At 58.6% G+C, this 17192-nt stretch carries 16 protein-coding genes and 1 pseudogene; 5 read left to right on the forward strand and 12 right to left on the reverse strand.

All coding sequences use genetic code 11. The features are described from left to right. Positions 1 to 21: 21 nt before the first annotated feature. Positions 22 to 822 carry a helix-turn-helix transcriptional regulator gene (locus G7044_RS05380; protein WP_166326725.1) on the reverse strand — a complete coding sequence of 267 codons (801 nt, stop codon included), beginning with the start codon at positions 820 to 822 and terminating at the stop codon, positions 22 to 24. Positions 823 to 908: 86 nt separating this feature from the next. Between G7044_RS05380 and G7044_RS05385 the strand changes: the two genes are divergently transcribed. Then, entirely contained in the window at positions 909 to 2453 is a 1545-nt protein-coding gene (locus G7044_RS05385; RefSeq protein ID WP_207630167.1) for an MFS transporter, read from the forward strand. 88 nt (positions 2454 to 2541) lie between these two features. On the opposite strand, the gene G7044_RS05390 is transcribed toward G7044_RS05385, so the two are convergent. Continuing rightward, positions 2542 to 3750, reverse strand: a complete 1209-nt coding sequence (locus G7044_RS05390) for an MFS transporter (RefSeq protein WP_166326727.1) — start codon at positions 3748 to 3750, stop codon at positions 2542 to 2544. Positions 3751 to 3828: 78 nt separating this feature from the next. On the opposite strand from G7044_RS05390, the gene G7044_RS05395 reads away from it, so the two are divergent. Further along, positions 3829 to 4812 (forward strand): AraC family transcriptional regulator, encoded by a 984-nt coding sequence (locus tag G7044_RS05395; RefSeq protein WP_166326729.1) that lies wholly within the window; start codon positions 3829 to 3831, stop codon positions 4810 to 4812. A 205-nt stretch (positions 4813 to 5017) separates the two neighbouring features. On the opposite strand, the pseudogene G7044_RS05400 reads toward G7044_RS05395, so the two are convergent. From G7044_RS05400 to G7044_RS05435, 8 genes and pseudogenes are all read right to left on the reverse strand, one after another. Then, a pseudogene (locus G7044_RS05400) lies at positions 5018 to 5775 on the reverse strand (IS5 family transposase). Positions 5776 to 6121: 346 nt separating this feature from the next. Continuing rightward, entirely contained in the window at positions 6122 to 6727 is a 606-nt protein-coding gene (locus G7044_RS05405; RefSeq protein WP_166326731.1) for a DNA-3-methyladenine glycosylase I, read from the reverse strand. Continuing rightward, positions 6724 to 7017 (reverse strand): YciI family protein, encoded by a 294-nt coding sequence (locus tag G7044_RS05410; RefSeq protein ID WP_166326733.1) that lies wholly within the window; start codon positions 7015 to 7017, stop codon positions 6724 to 6726. The genes G7044_RS05405 and G7044_RS05410 overlap by 4 nt, the downstream gene beginning before the upstream one ends. 14 nt (positions 7018 to 7031) lie before the next feature. Further along, the gene (locus tag G7044_RS05415) at positions 7032 to 7616 is read right to left on the reverse strand and encodes a TetR/AcrR family transcriptional regulator (RefSeq protein WP_166326735.1); all 585 of its coding nucleotides are present in this window, start codon (positions 7614 to 7616) and stop codon (positions 7032 to 7034) included. A 295-nt stretch (positions 7617 to 7911) separates the two neighbouring features. Then, positions 7912 to 9369, reverse strand: coding sequence for a M81 family metallopeptidase (locus G7044_RS05420; protein WP_166326737.1), 1458 nt, complete (start codon positions 9367 to 9369; stop codon positions 7912 to 7914). Positions 9370 to 9531: 162 nt separating this feature from the next. Next, positions 9532 to 10095, reverse strand: a complete 564-nt coding sequence (locus G7044_RS05425; RefSeq protein WP_166326739.1) for a TRAP transporter small permease — start codon at positions 10093 to 10095, stop codon at positions 9532 to 9534. Positions 10096 to 10099: 4 nt separating this feature from the next. Further along, a complete protein-coding gene (locus G7044_RS05430; protein WP_328803811.1) occupies positions 10100 to 11140 on the reverse strand; it encodes a TRAP transporter substrate-binding protein in 1041 nt (346 codons plus the stop codon). Further along, positions 11118 to 12401: a TRAP transporter large permease gene (locus tag G7044_RS05435; protein WP_166326741.1), complete on the reverse strand. Its 1284-nt coding sequence runs from the start codon at positions 12399 to 12401 to the stop codon at positions 11118 to 11120. Before G7044_RS05435 ends, G7044_RS05430 begins: the two co-directional genes overlap by 23 nt. A 444-nt stretch (positions 12402 to 12845) precedes the next feature. Between G7044_RS05435 and G7044_RS05440 the strand changes: the two genes are divergently transcribed. From G7044_RS05440 to G7044_RS05450, 3 genes are all read left to right on the forward strand, one after another. Continuing rightward, the gene (locus G7044_RS05440; protein ID WP_166326743.1) at positions 12846 to 13475 is read left to right on the forward strand and encodes a helix-turn-helix domain-containing protein; all 630 of its coding nucleotides are present in this window, start codon (positions 12846 to 12848) and stop codon (positions 13473 to 13475) included. Positions 13476 to 13709: 234 nt separating this feature from the next. Further along, positions 13710 to 14978, forward strand: coding sequence for a D-amino acid dehydrogenase (locus tag G7044_RS05445; protein WP_166326745.1), 1269 nt, complete (start codon positions 13710 to 13712; stop codon positions 14976 to 14978). A gap of 26 nt (positions 14979 to 15004) precedes the next feature. Beyond that, positions 15005 to 15397, forward strand: coding sequence for a RidA family protein (locus G7044_RS05450; protein ID WP_166326747.1), 393 nt, complete (start codon positions 15005 to 15007; stop codon positions 15395 to 15397). A gap of 189 nt (positions 15398 to 15586) precedes the next feature. Here the strand turns inward: G7044_RS05450 and G7044_RS05455 are convergent, their stop codons facing one another. Both G7044_RS05455 and G7044_RS05460 read right to left on the reverse strand, forming a co-directional pair. Next, on the reverse strand, positions 15587 to 16453 hold the full coding sequence (locus G7044_RS05455; protein WP_235931137.1) for an asparaginase domain-containing protein: 867 nt from the start codon (positions 16451 to 16453) through the stop codon (positions 15587 to 15589). Then, positions 16450 to 17103, reverse strand: a complete 654-nt coding sequence (locus tag G7044_RS05460; RefSeq protein ID WP_235931138.1) for an aspartate/glutamate racemase family protein — start codon at positions 17101 to 17103, stop codon at positions 16450 to 16452. The genes G7044_RS05455 and G7044_RS05460 overlap by 4 nt, the downstream gene beginning before the upstream one ends. Between the last annotated feature and the right edge of the window lie 89 nt (positions 17104 to 17192).

A 17192-nucleotide genomic window follows, 5' to 3' on the forward strand; every position in this document is an offset into this window, starting at 1 on the left:
TACCTGAATTCTCGCCAATGATCACAACGCACTTTCTCTCATAAAATAAATAATCATGCGCAGGTACTTATGCTCATCCACGAGCATCATTTCGTGGTCGAAGCTTAGCGTTTCCTGACCATCTACAATCGAGCTGACACCTAGCCTGTATTTTGCCGATCGCGGTTTGCTCCACCATCTTCGGAAGTCTGGCGATACGCAATTCAAGTCGTCGATCAATGAAAGAAGCGCCGGGTTTTCGGGTGCTGCCGCGAGGTCGTAACGAAAATTCGCGATCAGTCCTGGACCATCGTTCTGAAACGCCGGGTGGCGCCTGCGCAGTTCAGGATCGGCGAACACCATCCTGAGAAAATTGCGCTCAACGCGATCACGTGAAGCAAAGCCGAAAAGCTTATCGGCGGCTTCATTCCAGGCAACGACGTCCCAACCAAGATTAATCACATAGGCAGGCTTGGTCGCAAGATCTTCCATGACGGCCTGAATACGAGGATTGACAGAAGGCCAGTCATAAATGTCCGCAGGCGGCGGACGCCTGTGGGCCAAGAGGAAAAGATGACAGCACTCTGCATCGCTCAGCTTGAGGGCGCGTGAGATATTGAGAAGGAAAGCTTCCGAGACGCCAATCTCCCGACCTTGCTCGAACCATGTGTACCAGGTCAGGCCAACACCGGCGAGCGCGGCGACCTCCTCGCGGCGGAGACCCGGCGTTCGTCGACGCGCCGTTTCCGGAAGCCCAACATCCGCGGGCGAAAGGCGTTCGCGATGTCCCCGTAAAAAATCCGAGAGGTCCTTCTTGGTTCGATCAAGCGTTCGGCCAGCCATGGCAATTGCTCCGAGTAATAGGATAAACTGTCAAATAGTAACACGTTGCCTGCCGCCTACATACAAGCTCTGTTCAAGGAGGCAATATGGCTATCGACACCCTTACCTGCTCCGCAGAAATGCCCGCACCAGCCAGCATCAAGACCTGGCTGGGCTTGGCCGTTCTGGCGCTGCCAACGGTGCTACTCGGCCTGGATATGACTTTGCTCTATCTGGCGCTTCCCGCACTGGCGGAGGATCTTCAGCCGACCAGCACACAGACTCTATGGATCATGGACATATATGGCTTCATGATCGCGGGTTTTCTTATCACCATGGGTGCGCTTGGCGACCGGATCGGGCGTCGCAAACTTCTGCTGATCGGCGGTATTGCGTTTGCGGCCGCATCTGTTCTGGCCGCCTACTCGACCAGCCCTGAGATGCTGATTTTCGCCCGCGCCATCCTTGGTGTCGCGGGCGCGACGCTCATGCCGAGCACATTGGCCCTTATCAGCAACATGTTCGCAGTTCCATCTCAGCGCTCATTGGCCATCGGCTTTTGGGCGACGATGTTTGCATTGGGTATGGCCGCCGGGCCACTCGTTGGCGGTCTTCTTCTCGAACGGTTCTGGTGGGGGTCAGCGTTTCTTGTGGCGCTCCCGGTCGTGGGGATTTTACTCGTGGCGGGCCCCCTATTGCTGCCAGAGTATCGTGATCCCGCAAGGGGACGGTTCGATCTGTTCAGCGTAGCACTGTCGCTTCTTGGCATCCTGCCCGGGATATACGCGCTCAAAGAAGCCGCGAAGCATGGCATCGACGTGGCGACGATCCTGGCCGCAATCGCCAGCATCTTGTTCGCCGTTGCGTTCGTCAGAAGACAACTGAGCTTACGCGAACCCCTGCTCGACATACGCTTATTCGCCAACCGGTCCTTCTCGGCCGCATTGGTCATCTTGTTGCTCAGTCTTGTCGGCGTGAGCGGTGCGATGCTGCTCGTGACACAGTATCTCCAACTCGTGTCAGGATTTCCCCCGCTTATTGCTGGCATCTGGATGGGGCCACCGGCGTTGACGATGTTCCTGGCGGGCATAGTCGCTCCCCTCGTAGCGCGGCGCGTAAAACCTGGGCTGGTCGTGGGCGCGGCTATCGCACTTTCGGCATTGGGCTACGTCATGATGACCATGGTTGCGCCAACGGGTAGCGTCGGCCTTCTTCTGGCTGGGTTCTCGCTCGTCTATCTGGGGCTCGGGGTGATCGCCGCGCTCGGCACCGACCTCGTGGTCGGTGCCGCGCCGCCAGCCAAGGCCGGCGCGGCCTCGGCAATGTCAGAGATGGTCCAGGAATTGGGCGCAGCGCTCGGTGTCGCGATTATTGGAAGCATTGCGACGTTCATTTACGGTCGCGACCTTGCCAGTACGCTTTCCGCCGACCTTGATCCCTCACAGCTGGATGCGGTTACCGAAGGGCTTTCGACTGCGATTGCGCTTCAGGAATCTCTGCCCGCCAGTGTGATTGAGCAAGCCCGTGCTGCATTCGTTTCTGGCCTGAACGGTGCCGCGACTGTGGCCGCCATACTCGCGACCGCTCTCGTAATTCTGTCGATAGTGTCGTTGCGGCATGTCGGCGCGTCTGCGGCCGATGACCCGAATTAGAAGACGCCGACGATGGATTTAGGTGGAACCTTCGAGCCGCCGCTAGCGGCCGAAGGTTGATCACCGCGCGATCTAGCGTCGGCCGTGTTCACTTTGCCTTGACACGCGCCAGAATGATCACCGTCGCGATCAGACAGATTGCGCCACTCGCGGCAAACACCCCCCTGGATCCGACCGTCTCCAGCAGAAACCCACCGAAGCCGGCGCCAATCGCTATTGCCAAGTTTATCGCAGCGACGATCAGCCCGCCGCCGGTTTCAGCCTCATCCGATAGTGTTCGGGTAATCCAAGTTGACCACGACACCGGAACACCAGCAAAAACCAGCCCCCAGATCGCAATCAGCGCCGCATCAAGTGCCGGTATACCGCCGAAAGCGGACAGAGAGAGCGCGAGGACGACCATAACCATCGGCATGAGCAGCAATGCGAACCTGAGGGAGTGCTCGATCACATACGCGACAAGGTAGGTACCGATGAAATTCGCGATCCCGAAAGCAAACAGGATCGCGGTAACACCAGCCACCTGGACGTGGGTCACGTCTTCCAGGAAGGGACGGATGTAGGTGAAGAACGTGAAATGCCCGGCGAAGACAAGCAGAACTGCAAGCATGCCAATACCAATGCCCGGACGTCGCATCACATCAAGCAAGACATTGAGCGAACGTCGGTTGCGTGCAGGCAGCGAGGGAAGCGTCGCGAACTGGATCAGGGCAGCCACGACACCTAAGCCCGATGCGGCGACAAATACCCCGCGCCAGCCAATCAAGGCACCCAGATAACTGCCGACAGGCACCGCGACGACCGTGGCGGCGGATACGCCCATAAAGACGATGGCCAATGCGCGGGGAACTGCATCCGTTGGAACGAGCCTCATCACCGTTGCCGTCGAAAGCGTCCAGAATCCACCCAATGCGACGCCAAGCAAAATCCGCCCGACAAGGATCGTTGTTAACCCCGGCGCCGCTGCAACAATCAGATTTGAGACGATCAGCAAAAGAGAAAAGCCAATCAGCACAAGCCTGCGGTTCAGCGCACCGATCACGACCGATATCAACAAGCTTGTCACCAATGCGACAATCGCTGTAGCCGTTACCGCTTGTCCCGCCGCACCCTCACTGATCTGCAGCCCGCTCGCCATTGGCGTCAACAGACTTGCGGGCAAGAACTCCGCAGTCACAAGAGCGAACACACCCAATGACATTGAAACGACACCTGCCCAATGCGCATGCTTGTCTTGGGTGTCAGCTTGCTCCGCTTCCAGATTGATTTCCGGCGAAGCTGATATTTCAGTCGTCATGTCTCTATCCCACCTTGAGAACGTAATGGCTGGGATCTGGGGTAGAAATTCTGGACAATCTATGTCAGCTTTACCTGTATGCTTGATCGAAACCCCAGAGATGTCCCCCCACGAGACGCAGTAAGTGAGTTATTGATGGGGATGCGCCTGCAAGGTGCGCGGTATTGGCGCCTGCGGCTGTCGCCACCCTTCGGCATCCAGTTCGATGAGTTTAGCGGAGCGCGCTTTCATTTTGTCGGCCAAGGGCAAGCTTATCTGCTGCTGCCAAACCTCGAGCCTCGCCTGATGCAAGCCGGCGATGCTGTGCTGGTCCCACGGGGCCATCCTCACAAAGTTCTATCCGCGCCTCGTGTCCCATCTCGATCATTCGAAAGCTTTACGCCAGAGCCCGTCTGCGAAGTCTTTTGCGAAATCCGCGACTGTGATCCTTCGGTTTGCCGCACGACGGACTGCACGATCCTGACAGGCACGATGGAGCTTGATATGGCGACAATGCATCCACTGGTCTCTTTCATGCCAGAGGTGATGTCGGTCGGTGCCCTCCTCTCACGCCAGCCGGAAATGCGAACCATCCTGGCAGCGATGGAGCGCGAAATGTCCGAAGATCGGGCGGGCTCGGTAGGTGTGTTGGCACGCCTTGCCGATGTGATTGCGGCACTGATCGTCCGGGGATGGATAGAATGTGGATGCGATAATACGACTGGTGTGATTGCCGCACTGCAGGATCCGGGTCTGGCGCGCGTTCTGGTCGCGATCCACAGTGATCCATCCCGTGATTGGGATGTCCCATCTATGGCTGCATTGTTGGGGGCGTCTCGCTCGGCGTTTTCGGAGCGTTTCACAAAAACAGTCGGGCTGAGTCCGCTGCGTTATCTAACCGAGTTAAGGATGGGTATCGCCGCGAAACGGCTTGAAAGCGAGCATATTCCGGTGGCTCAGCTGGCCCATCAGTTGGGGTACGGATCACAGGCTGCGTTCAACCGGGCTTTCAAACGTGTCATCGGCGTACCCCCGGCAAGCTACCGAAAAACCAACTCGCCATTTTCTTCGAAGAGCGCCTGAGTGAAACCGGCCTGGGCATAGAATTCAGGATAGCCCGAGATTTCATTTGAACTCGACCAGTTTCCCCGCGGTTGCCTCGACAGGCGCGGTGCGCTAAGCGCCCGATGTCGGGTGACAGGAGGCCAGACACGGGACCCAAGACCTCGGATCGCTAGGCCGCAATAGCACATCATTCAGCTGTTCCGGCGTCGCCTAGGCTCAGGACTCATAGCCAGTAAATGACGAGGGCTGCGAGGGCTATGCCGGACAGGAAGACCTTCGGGCATCTGTCATATCGTGTCGCGACGCGTCGCTAGTCCTTTAGCCTGCCGAACATGATCTCGATACGGTTTCTCCGTTTGTATCGCTGCTTGTCAGACCGAACGGTTGTCTTGCGCTGTTTCCGACCCGGGATGCAGGGTCGTATACCCTTGTCTTTCAACGCTTCTCTGAACCAATCTGCGTCATAGCCGCGATCTCCGAGTAACCAGTCAACATCAGGAATACTGCTCAGCAAAGCTCGCGCTCCGATGTAGTCGCTGACCTGACCTGCGGTAACAAACAGGTTGAGCGGGCGGCCCTGGCTGTCGCAGATGGCGTGCAGCTTGGTGTTCATACCACCCTTTGTCCGACCAATCAGGCGGCCGCGCCCTCTTTTTTGACGCTCAAACTGGACGCTTTGCGGTGAGCCTTGAGGTAGGTCGCGTCGATCATCGCGGTCTTTTCCTCGCCGTGTTCGGCAGCCAACCCGGTCATCATCCGTGCGAAAATTCCTTTGTCGCTCCACCGCTTCCAACGGTTGTAGAGCGTCTTGTGTGGCCCGTATTCCTTAGGTGCGTCGCGCCAACGCAAACCATTGCGATTGATGAAGATAATGCCGCTCAGCACCCGTCGATCATCCACGCGGGGCGTGCCATGGGACTTCGGGAAAAAGGGCTCAAGTCGCGCCATCTGCGCGGCGCTCAACCAGAAACGATCAGACATGTTTACCGCTCGTTTTTCGAGCCGTGAACCATTCCGCCAACCGGAAATCAATAGGTCCTGAGCCTAGGGCTCAAAGCGAACCTTGGCCGCATCAGGCGTAGGAGCTCCGCTCTGAGATTCTTGGTTGCCGTGAGACGTCACGTGATTGAGTGGTTCATTCACTTTGTAGGGCTATGGCGTAGGTGTAGTTCTCTTTTTCATCGGCTTCGGCCCGCCATTCACCGCCGATTGTCGCCGAACATGGCCTATATGCCGTTGATCGCCGTGTACGTACCAAGTGGCGGTGAAACGCAGCATGCCTATGAAATTCTGAAAGCCGGAGAGGGCAATGTGGTCTTGCCCGCAATCAGGATGGCGAATGAAACGCGGCTCTGGCCCGATGGGCTTCATCACGCATCACACATCCCTCAGCATGATCGTTGACCAGCCTCATGGCCTGCATGAACGCATAAACTGTTGTAGGACCAACGAATTTCCAGCCCCGCTTACGCAGCTCTTTTGAAAGAGCCACCGACATGGGGGAAGTCGAGCGGCTTTGTGGAGGAGCCGTCTCGTCCCGAGGTTCGAAGCGCCAGATAAATGCGGCTAAGGACCCTTCGGCGTCCGCCAACTCGCAGGCACAACGCGCGTTGTTGATCACGGCTTCGATCTTGCCGCGGTGGCGTACGATTCCCACGTCACTCAACAGCCGGGCCACATCAGCTTCGTCGAACGACGCCACTTTGCGGAAGTCGAAACCCTGGAACGCCATCCGGAAATTATCGCGTTTGTTCAGGATCGTCCGCCAACTCAGGCCCGACTGAAAGCTCTCCAGGCACAGCTTCTCGAACAGACGGATATCGTCGGCAACCGGAAACCCCCACTCTTTGTCATGATAATCGAAAAACTCCGGCGCGGCAGCGCACCAGCCGCAACGAGAGCGCCCATCAGGGCCCGACACGGTCACGCTCATGCCGGTTCTTTCAGGAAATTCAGCGCCGGAATCGTGCGCTTTGCATCGATTTCGCGGATTTCGGCAGAGACAACACCATGTACCACGAATGGGTCGGTGGCCACTCGCGCCTCAAGTTCATCACGGCTCTCACCGTGCGAGATGATTGCGCCGCCCGCCGCCGGAGAAAGCGAGCCCACGCATAAGAATTTACCCTCGGCAAAACCCTGTGCGATCCAATCGTTATGCGCCGCCATGAATTCGGACGCGGCAGTTTTATTGTCGGAAAATTCCAGGAAGGTGATGAACATCTTTGTTCCTCTGCTCAGTTTTGGGGGATGGACATGCCAGATTGGTCGTCCAGCCATCTCTCAATTCCGGCAACTTCACGGTGAATGAAGGCTTCGTCCCGATATGCCGAGGCCATGACAGCCACACCTTGCGACCACGTCAGAAGATGCATCGCCCGTTCCTCAGCCTCATCTTCCAGGCCAAGGGCGCGAAACTGAACCGCCAGCCAGTCCCGAAACAGGCTGAATATCTTGGCGGCTCGGGACTGTGCGCCATGATCGAGCTTTGCCAATTCAGAACACAGTGTTCCAACGGGACAGCCGAAAGCCATGATCTTCGTGCGATTGACAACAAGTATATGGATAAAGGACAGGATACGTTCACGGGGTGTGCTCCCCTCCGCCTTCCACGCCTCTAGCATTTCGGCTGTTCGCCTTAATCGGCGGGAAATCACTGCATCCAGAATCGCATCTTTGGTTTTGAAGTGATGATAGAAGTTTCCCCGTGAAATACCGACCGCAACGGCAATGTCAGCGAAAGACGTGGCCTCAAACCCACCTTCGTAGAAAAGGTCGTCGGCTCTCTCGACAATCAGGTCACGGGTTACAGGGACGGTCATGCAAGGCATCCTATATTGCGACGCACCACCGCTAGGACGATTGACCTAGATTGTCAATTAAGTGGGTATGACAGCAATCAGCATGGTTGCGAATTGCTCATGCCTGTCATTCAGAGGGTTATGACTCAGCTGTACCCCCCCGTGTCGTCGGCTTCGGCCCGCCACGGCGCCCATCACCAGACGTAGCGTTTTTTTCAGTTCCGAGCCGAAGCCGGCAGAACAATCCCGCCCAAGGGGCCATTTTCCATCACCCGCATCCCCACGCCTGCGTCCGGGCGGCGGGCGACGGTTGCCGTCAGCCGCTCTCGTCAAACGGATCGGCAACCTTCGGCCAGTAGTTTCCATCCCGCTTTGTCAACGGGATGCCAGTCATATCCGGCGAAATCGCACCGCGGCCTCGCATGTGGATGATATCGGCGGCAATCGGCAGGAAGTTCAGGTAGAAGTGATTGCTCGACTTGACGACGATCACCTTGATCGTGCTGAGATCGAGGCCGGGAAGCGTGAATGTTTCGGGGCTGAGACACTGCGCCCGCTTCTCGCTGAGGATCAGATGCACGCCATCGGCCTCGATCCAGACCAATGCCCCCACATTCATCGTCGCGTCGCCCAGTCTGAGGGTGGAATCCCTGCTGATGCCTCGGACAACGACCCGAAGATCAACCGGATCGCCAGAGGATTTGCCGATCTTGCCGCCGACGCGCGCCTCCATCTGCGCGCCAATTCCGGCGTCGAGGCACATGTTGACCAAGACCGGATCCCAGAACATCCCGATCGCCACGTCCTTCATGCCACGGTCCAGCACCTCGCGCAGCACATAGGTCGCATCAGAGGGGGCGCCGCCGCCGGCATTGTCCGCGAAATCGGCCAGCACGACGGGGTAAGCGCCCGCATTCTCGGCGCGGTCAAGGGCCTCATTGACGGAGGGGTAATCAGTACCGACCTGATCGCGCAATGTCCAAAGCCGCTCGCCGAACTCGCGCGCGACGACCGATGCCTTTTCTGCATCGCCATCCGTAACAACCAGCATCCGCGTCCCGACCGAAGGGTTGTCGCCCCAAGGGAAGCCGTGCGCCAGAGATATGTGCAGGACGCCATCCTTTCCCTCACGCGCCATCATCTCATCGACAAAGCTGCGCATCGGTTCGGTGGGTGTCATGTACATCGAAATCATCCGGCAGTCATAATCGCGCATGACAGGCCTGATCTTGCCTCCAGCCGTATCGGCCACCATCGAAAAAAGCTCATGCGCGCGTTCACGTGCGTCCGTATGCGGATATTCCTTGAACAGCACGATCACATCCGCGCATTCGATCATCAGCGGTGTCAGGTGGCAGTGCGGGTCGATCTCAAGCCCGATGATTGCCTTCGGTCCAAGAATGGCACGCGCACGTGACAAGAGGTCGCCTTCGCAGTCGTCATAGCCCTGCGCCATCATCGCGCCATGCATCGAAAGGAGCAGTATGTCGGGCCGCTCTCTGCGGACATCGTCAAGAATTTCGTCCCGCATTTCTTCATACACCGCGCGGACCGTCGGCGCGGCTGGCGGGGCAACGGCGCTGAGGCTTTCGAAAACCTCCCAACCGCGAGCCTCGGCCAGTTGGCGCCATTCGATCAGCGGTTCGGTAGATACGATTGGTATCATTTTTGTGGCTTCGCGGGTCATCAGCTCTGTCTCGAACGCCAACCGCCCCGTCGGCATGGGCGCGAAAGAATTCGTTTCGGTCGCCAGACAGGCAATGAGTACTTTCATATCAGCATCCTTCTTCCGAGGCGGTACCGGCAATGCGGGCCTCTCGACGGTTATTCAGTTGACCATGCGTCCCCGCGCAACCGGCCCATATTAAGGAACTTCGTGTCGAGCATCGCGAGAGGTCGAACGCCTCGGCGGCGATCAGGACAGCGAGCCTTCGCCTTATTGCAACCTGTCCAATGGCTTGGCTGGATGGCTGCGCGAGGCCGTAACGCGGCGAACGCAGAAATGCAGAAGCAGCTCTGCAATCGAAAACAGGCCAATCAGCGCGAACCCGATTGGAATGGCCACGCTGAACACGGCCATCGACACGCCCATCGTGTCCGCCGTTCTGGCCATCGTCCGGGCGATATAGCCCGAGCCAAACTGACCGTTCAAACCCACAAGGCAGAACCACAGGACCGGCAAGGTAAAGATCAGCGCGGCGGCATTGCGAATGACCAGGAAACAATCCCCCATCAGCCCGGTCTTTTCCCGCATCTCGGGAAAGAGAGAGGGGTCTTCGTGGTTGCGGAACGCGCTCGCCGCCCCCAGAAGCCCTGCCCAAACCATCATGAAACGCGCGACCTCCTCGGTCCATGGCGGGGGCGTATCAAGCAAATAGCGCGCGAGCACCTGCCAACCGGCGCTCAGCACCATCACGATGATGGACAGAACGGCACCCCATAGGGCGATCCGTGCCAAGGCATCAGACACGCGGTCGAGTGCGAGTGCAAGCGCGCGCATTGCCCTAGTTCCCCATTGCCTGTTTCCAGGAATCCAGCAAGCCTTCCGGCATCGGGACCTGCTGCCACAATGGCATGGACAGCTGCTGGAACTCCAACCAGACATCCGGGCTTAGTGTTGTCACCTCGATCCCCGCCTCGCGCAGCTGATCGAGTTCGCTTGCGCGGCCGGCAAGCCATTCCCGATTGGCTGCCGTCGCCGCCGCAGCCGCGTCGTCAACGATCTGCTGTTCTTCGGCGCTGAGACCTTGATACCAGTCTTCGGAAATGACGATTGTGCGGTGCGCGGTCGACATCCGCGCATCGGTAAAGTGCTTTATGAAACCAGTATGGCCATACAGGATCGGCACGATCGGCGGATTGAGATAGCCATCTGCAATCCCTGTCTGAAGCGCGTTCGGCACCTCGTCCCAGCTGACGATGGTGCCGCGTGTGCCCCACAGCTCGTAGATGGCAATGTCCGTCTCATCCAGCGCGCGCATGCGAAGATCGGCCAGATCGGCGGGCGATTTGACGGCATGTTTCGTATTGAAGATCCCCGCGGGCAGACCCAGGCTGGAAATGCCGATGACACGAAGCCCGTGCGGCGCGGCCTCTTCGTTGATCTTGTCGATCATGCCGCCGTCATACAGGCCCTTATCCAAGGCAGCGAAATCGGGGACGAAATACGGCAGCGTCAGCGGCGTCAGGCTTGGCGCAAGCTGCGAGACGCGCTTTGTATCTGAAGACGACACCTCCAACAAACCCTGCTGGATCTGGTCCATTTTCTCTGCTTCATCGCCCAGTGAACCACGCTCGAATTCCTGCACTTCCATGCCGTGCGACTCGAGGTATTCGCCGAAGGTGTGAACCCAGACATATGTGCCGGATTTTTCCAGATCCGGCGCACCTTCAAGCGCAATCTTGACCGGGGCGGCGGACAATTGCGATGCGCAGACAATCATGGCAACGGTGCCTGCGCATAGTTTCATCACTGACATTTTTTGATCTCCTCTCCTGTTTGCGGTCGTGGCGACCGGATTTTCATTCCCAAAGACCCATTGCACGCGGCAGAAACAGCGTCAGGTCGGGGACGAATATGATGATGAGCAGCACGACGATCTCGATCAGCACGAATGGCAGAACTGCGCGCGCCAGTGCCCAATACTTCATCTTGGCAACCGTCGAGACGATCATCAGGCAGCCACCCAAGGGCGGCGTTACAAGGCCGACGCAAAGGTTGAAGCAGATGACAATGCCCAGATGAACGGGGTCCGCCCCATTTTCCAGCGCGATCGGCGCCAGCAATGGGACGACCAGGGCCAGTGCCATGATGATCTCGAAAAACATGCCTGCGACGATCAGCAGCAGGTTCATCGCAATCATGAACCCGACCGGGCCAAGGCCAAGCTCAGCAATCGTTGCGGCGATTGCTTGTGGAATACGCTCTAACGAGGCCAAATGGCCGAAGGCGGCAATGCCGCAAAGGACCATGAAGATCGAACCTGTCAGCTTGGCGGTGCGCGCGACGCTGGCCCGCAAGTCGTCAAAGGTGATGCCCGAATAGAAGCTGGAGGCGATGAGCGCGACGAATACAGCGACCGCCGCCGCCTCGGTCGGGGTCATCCAGCCCAAGACGATCCCGCCCACGATTATCAGCGGCAGCGATACCGCCGGAAGGGCAACCAGGACGGCACGAAGGGGTTCTGGCCGGTCTTCCTTTTCGATCCGTGGGTGATCATCCCGCCACGCATAAAAGGCGTTTGCGCCGAGAAGTGCGGACCCAAGCAAAAGGCCCGGCACGATCCCCGCCACAAATAAAGCGGCGACCGATGTCTGCATGATGGCGCCGTAGAATATGAGGATGATGGACGGCGGAACGATCGGCCCGATGATCGAGGATGCCGCCGTGATCGCCCCGGCATAGACTTCCGGATATCCCCGCTCTTTCATCGCCGGGATCAGCGTATTTGACAACGAAGCAGCATCCGCCACCGCCGAACCCGAAATCCCGGCGAAGAAGATGGATGAAAGAACGTTGACGTGGCCAAGCCCACCACGCAAGCGCCCGACGATGACCATCGACAGGTCAATCAGCGCACGGGTAATGCCACCGCGATTCATGATCTCGCCCGCCAGGATGAAAAGCGGCATCGAAAGCAGGGCGAAAACGCTGATATGGGAAAAAATCTTCTGCGGAAGCACCGCAAGATAGCGTGTGTTGTCGGTCGCGAAAAACGCAAGAACAGTGCTGGCGCCGAAGACATATGCCAACGCAAGACCCGACGCGAGGAACAGCGCCGTGGCGAAAGGGACCAGCCAGATCATGAAAGGCCCCCGCGATCTTCGACGCGAGGACACGGCGGACAGATCGTGTCGCCAAATATCCGGTGGTCCATGTCTTCCCATCCCCCCTGTCTCGCCCGCCGCTTGCGCACGGCGCGTTATGCATCACATACTATCGGCAAATTTTTCATTTGCAATAATGGAAAATTATTCAACTTCCATTCGACCCGAAAATCTGCTGTCTGCCCTGACGCCCAAGATGATACGCCCGACTTGTGCATATATAGCAAACACATAGGGCTATCTGTACCCACTCCCACGCCAGCCTTGCCGCAGAGTTCGAAACCTGTACCTCGGTCGCCTCCGGCTTCTGGCGGCAGATCGTGATCATTTTATCATTCGACAAATTTTTACCCGATGACATTGCGCGCCCCCGACGCCGTGCCTAGACTGCAAGATCTCAGGCACCCTCACCCCGGATCGCAAATGACCTCAAAGAACAGCGTTGTCGGCGGACCAAACGCATCCTTTGGCGCGCGCCTCAAGGCGCGTCGCAAGCACCAAAAAATGACCCTCACCGAGCTGGCAAAGCTTTCCGACGTTTCCGCATCCACGATCTCCAAAGTGGAAAACGACGCAGTTTCACCCACTTACGAAGTCATTGTGAAACTTGCACGCGGCTTGTCCACGACCATCAGCGAAATGTTCGGAGAGCCGACCTTGCCCGCCCCCGTCGAACGCGCGCCGCGCGGATGGCAAGTGATTGGCCGGCATGGCGAAGGTGTGCGACTGGAAACGGAAACCTACGACCACCTCTATCTCTGCTCAGAGCTCGTCGTAAAATCCATGGTTCCCTGCATCGTCCGCATCAAGGCGCGCACGCTCAGCGACTTCGGGCCGCTTACGCACCACCGGGGCGAAGAGTTCATTTATGTGCTGAAGGGAAAAATCGAACTGCATACCGAGTTCTACGCGTCGACCGTTTTGAATGAGGGTGACTTCGTTTATATCGACAGCACCATGGGCCATGCGTATCTGTGCGGTTCGGACGATGATGCCGTCGTGCTTGCCGTCTGCGCTGGCGGCGACCCGGGTGCCGAAGCCCCGGAACTGTAACACCGCCAGAGCCGGGCACCTTCCAACCGCGCGAACGAACAGCCTCGCGGCAGCTGCTATGTAAATTCTTGACGGCCACTCTCGCGCCAAAGTTTCCACCAGTTTTTCGTATATTATAATTTTCCTTTCAGAAAATTATTGCTATGCAGATTGCGTAGCTGCGCGCCGGCATGTCCGGTCAGCGCCTGACATCTGCTGCCAGCTTGATAGCCGACGCAAAAAAGAGAAACGTTCATGCCCAAAAAAGCCATCATCGTCGGTGCCGGTCTGGCCGGTCTGCAGACAGCTTGGTTCCTTCACAACGATGGCTGGGACGTAACTGTGGTGGAACGCCGCGAAGGCGTCGCATTGGAGACCAGCCTCGCCAATGGCGGGCTGATCACCCCCAGCCATGCGGCGCCGTGGAATTCGCCCGGTATCTTCAGGGCGCTTCTGTCATCGCTGAATGATGAGACAGCGGCGCTGTACCTCAAGGCATCGGCAATCCCCAGCTACTTGCTCTGGGGGATGAGGTTCCTGCGCAACTCGACATATTCCAGGTACTTCAGAACGATCGAGCGCAACAGCCGACTGGCGCATTTCAGCCAAGGCGTCCTTAACGAGATGACGGACAGCTTGGGCCTTCGTTTCGACAGCGACCGCCGCGGCACCATCATGTTCTATCGCAACCGGCGGTCACTCGACCGGGTGACACCCATCAACAAATATATTGCGGCGTCCGGTGTCAGGGTAAATCCGTGTTCAACGGACGAGCTGATAAGGATCGAGCCAGCGCTTGACAGGATAGGCGATGGATTGTGCGGGGGCTTCTACTACCCCGATGATCAGCATGGCGACGCGCATCTTTTCTGCCGAGCCCTGGCGGCCAGATTATCGGAAGCCGGCGTTGAACTGCGCTTCGGCGAAACCGTTAACGGCTTCGAAACCCAGGGGTCGCGTATCACTGGATTGGTGACCGACAAAGGTCGCCTTGCGGCCGATGCCGTCGTCCTGGCCGCCGGGTTCTGGAGCCGGGAAATCGGACGCAAGCTGCGGCTGAGGTTACCCATCAAACCCGTCAAGGGCTACTCGGTCACATTCGATGTGTCTCAGGCAAGCCGCAAGCCCGCCATTCCAGTTGTCGACGACGACGCGCATATCGGGATGACTCCGCTGGGCAATCGCATCCGCTTTGTCGGCACTGCCGAGTTCAGTGGCTATTCACCAGAGATCAACCCGACGCGCATCGATAATCTGCGTCGTGCAGCCCTGACGACATATCCCGATCTGGCGCCGATCATCAACGCGGCCGACCCCGTTTCCACCTGGTGCGGGCATCGGCCAATGACGCCAGACTGCCTGCCAATTGTCGGGCAGTCCGGGCCAGAGAACCTCTATCTGAACACCGGGCACGGATATCTTGGGTGGACAACGGCCAGCGGAACCTCTCGCGCTGTCGCCGATCTGATGTCTGGCAGGCAGCCTTACCTGAGCGAGGACCACTACAGCATGCGCCGTTTCTGAATTCCAACGCAAACAATGGAGACATGATGTCAATCGAAGCAATCGGGGGCCCCGTCACCCTTCCGGACGGAACACCAGTACCGCTATCCAAAGCCGCACGTGCAGGAGACTTTGTCTTTTTGTCCGGGCAGCTGGGCTTTGGTTCCGATGGCCGGGTGGTCGATGGCGGGATCGAGGCGCAGACGCGGCAATGCCTCGACAACATCCGGCATATCCTTGCCTCGACTGGCAGCGATCTGAAGGACGTGGTGCGCGCAACGATCTGGCTGACTGACGCGGCCGATTTCCCGGCGTTCAACCGGATCTATGCCGAGTACTTTCCTTCCCCTCCGCCTGCCCGCTCGACCGTATGCTCGGCGCTGATGCTGCCAAACGCCAAGGTAGAGATTGAAGTCACGGCCTATACGCCGAAGCTTTGAAATGGGATCGGGCCACTGACCGCCAGACGCAAGGCAGAGGCGGCCCGCCCGTAAGCTGGGTAGGTTTGAGCGGCGTCGGACAGGCACCAACACATCTCGGGCGGCGCGCCACGGCAATGCAGCAATTCGCGAGGCGATGGCGGCCAAGCAAGTTACCAGCCTGACCGCGACAGTATGCTGCTGGGTTGGTTAGTCGGACAGCTCCAGCCAGATATGCGCCAGTGCGGCCTCGGCCGTTTCCGGGCCGCCATTCTGGACACCCGCCTGCCAGATCGGCGCACCGGCAGCATAGCTGCCCGGCACCAGCCCGCCATTTTCGCATTGGCTGACGGCGCGCAGTCGACAGCCTCGGTCGCACGCGGCTGTCAGCACCGTAAGAAGCGCCGGGTCCGACATCATTGTGCCTGTGCCGTAAACGCGCAGCACCGCGCCATCCAGCTTTTTCAAAGCAGCGTCGATGACGGCGGCGGGTATGCCGGGCGTGATGGTCAACACCGCCAGCCGCTTGTCCGCGAAGGTCCGGTAACGAAGTGCGCCGTCCAGCGGCCGTTGCGCCACGCTGCGAAAGGCATTCGCATGTTGCGAATCCTGCTTGACCAGCCCCGAGGCTGGCAACACCTCACCCGCGAAGGCCAGCGAAACACCTGCCTCACCCGACATCACGGTTTTCAGCGCAAGCGCCAGATTTTCCTCGGCATCGCCACCCGTACCCAGTGGATGCATCGAGCCACACAACACGACCGGCCGGTCGATGCCTTGCAGCGCCTGCGACAAGGCGGCACCTGTATAGGTCATCGTATCCGTGCCGTGAGTAATCAGCACGCCGCCCGTCGCGGCATGGACGGCGTCTATCAGCCGGTTCCAATGCACTGGACCCACCTCTGCACTGTCCAGCAGCGGATCAAAGGCAACAACCCGGATCGTCACCCCTTCCGGGGTGATCTCTGCCAGCGCCTTTTCCACCAATCCGCTGGCAGGCCGCAGGCCGTCGGGTCCCGGCATCATGCCGATGGTCCCGCCGGTATGCAGGATCAGTATCTCATTTTTGGCAATCAATTCAGCACACCATCCATCGACCAGGCCACCAATGCGTCGGCGACCAGATCCGTCATGTCAACCAGTTGCTTGTCTGTGGCAATTTCCGCAATCAATGGCAGCTCCGTACAGGCAAGCAGGACGTGATCGGCGTCAAGCGCGTTTACCAGATCCGCGAAGCGTGGCCGCAGTGAGGCATTATGGCTGCCCAGCCTTTTGACATCATGGATCAACTCGTGCAGGGCAGCGGGATCAGCCGGACGCTCCACATCAATCAGCGTGTCAAGAAAGCGATAGGCTGACCACTCTCCCATCTCGGTTACCGGCGCCGCACCAAGAAGCGCGACACGCGATATGCCGGTCTTTTCGATCCAGCCCGTCAGGACTGACTGGAAGGAAAGAAGTCGCGCCGTCAGATCCAGCGCCTGAATCTTCGGCGCGTACCAGTTCAGCGTGTTGCAGGCGATCGCGAAGGCATCAACCTGCGGTGCCAGCACAGCCAGCGACCGCTGCATTGCGGCCCAGACCTCGGCCTCGTTGCGGGCCAGATCCATCGAAAGGCCCAGTTCCGGCTCTGACACGACGATGACCCGAGGGGCATCCGTATCACCACCGAAATCCGCGCCAAAGGCATCGGCGTTCTTTCGCAGGACTTTGGACCACAGATCCATTCCAGCCTCGGGTCCGGATCCGGTCACAATCCCCAGCGTGGGCCTTGTCTTCGAAGATCTAAGATTGTCGGGATTCATTGGATGCTCCG

The organism is Paracoccus xiamenensis (assembly GCF_011308835.1).
Classification (GTDB): domain Bacteria; phylum Pseudomonadota; class Alphaproteobacteria; order Rhodobacterales; family Rhodobacteraceae; genus Paracoccus; species Paracoccus xiamenensis.